The organism is Actinomycetota bacterium (assembly GCA_030682655.1).
In the GTDB taxonomy this organism is placed as follows: Bacteria; Actinomycetota; Coriobacteriia; order Anaerosomatales; family JAUXNU01; genus JAUXNU01.
The window spans coordinates 1-1,006 of the sequence record JAUXNU010000049.1; the positions used below are offsets into that span (position 1 = coordinate 1).

At 64.5% G+C, this 1,006-nt stretch carries 1 protein-coding gene; it reads right to left on the reverse strand.

The window, feature by feature from the left end:
- Positions 1-236: 236 nt before the first annotated feature.
- The coding region (locus Q8K99_02845; protein ID MDP2181490.1) for an NADH-ubiquinone oxidoreductase-F iron-sulfur binding region domain-containing protein at positions 237-1,006 on the reverse strand (770 nt) is incomplete at its 5' end.

The following is a 1,006-nucleotide window of genomic DNA, read 5'->3' on the forward strand; positions in this document are numbered from 1 at the left end:
GGCGGTCACGGTGTGGGTTATCTGACGGTCGGTGAGGATGCCCACAAGCCGACCGTCCTCGACCACAAGGACGGAGCCCACCTGCTCGTCTCGCATCTTGCGAGCAGCGTCCGCGACCGTGGCCTCGCGTTCGATTGCGACGACGCGGACTGTCATGATGTCTCTGACTCTCATCGGCTCGTCCCTTCCTTCCTGGCTCCCGGCGGACTTGGCGCTCCGCCGAAGAGCATCTCGTCCTAGATTCGCTCGATCGCGTCGAACGGACAGTGCTCAATGCACACGCCGCACTTGATACAACGATCCGCGCTGATCGTGTGCGGTTCCTTCATCTCTCCCCATATCGCGCCGACCGGGCAGCGCTTCTTGCAGACCGCGCAGCCCTTGCAGGCCTCGGCATGGATGACGAACCGGGACAGCTCCACGCAGGCGCCGGCCCGGCAGCGGCCCTCCAGAATGTGCTCCTCATACTCCTCGCGGAAGTAGCGGATCGTGGTGAGCACCGGATTGGGCGCCGACTGACCGAGACCGCAGAGCGAAGCGCGCGCCACATCGTTCGCAAGCCGTTCGAGCTTCTCGATGTCGCCCTTCTCGCCGCCGCCCTCGGTTATGCGCGTGACGATCTCCAGCATGCGCTTGGTTCCGATGCGGCAGGGCACGCACTTGCCGCACGACTCGTCTTGCGTGAACGTGAGGAAATATCGGGCCATGTCAACCATGCAGTCACCCTCGTCCAAGACAACGAGTCCGCCCGAGCCCATCATCGCGCCGACGCTGTCGAGCGAATCGAAGTCAACGGGGAGGTCGAGGTGCTCTTCGGGCAGGCATCCGCCGGAGGGGCCGCCCATCTGCACGGCTTTCAGCCGCCGGTCTCCCCGGACGCCGCCGCCGATGTCATAGACGATCTCGCGTATCGTGGTGCCCATGGGGACCTCGATGAGTCCTGTGTTGCTGACCCTGCCCGTCAGGGCGAAGACCTTGGTGCCAGAGGAGTTCTCGGTGCCGAAAC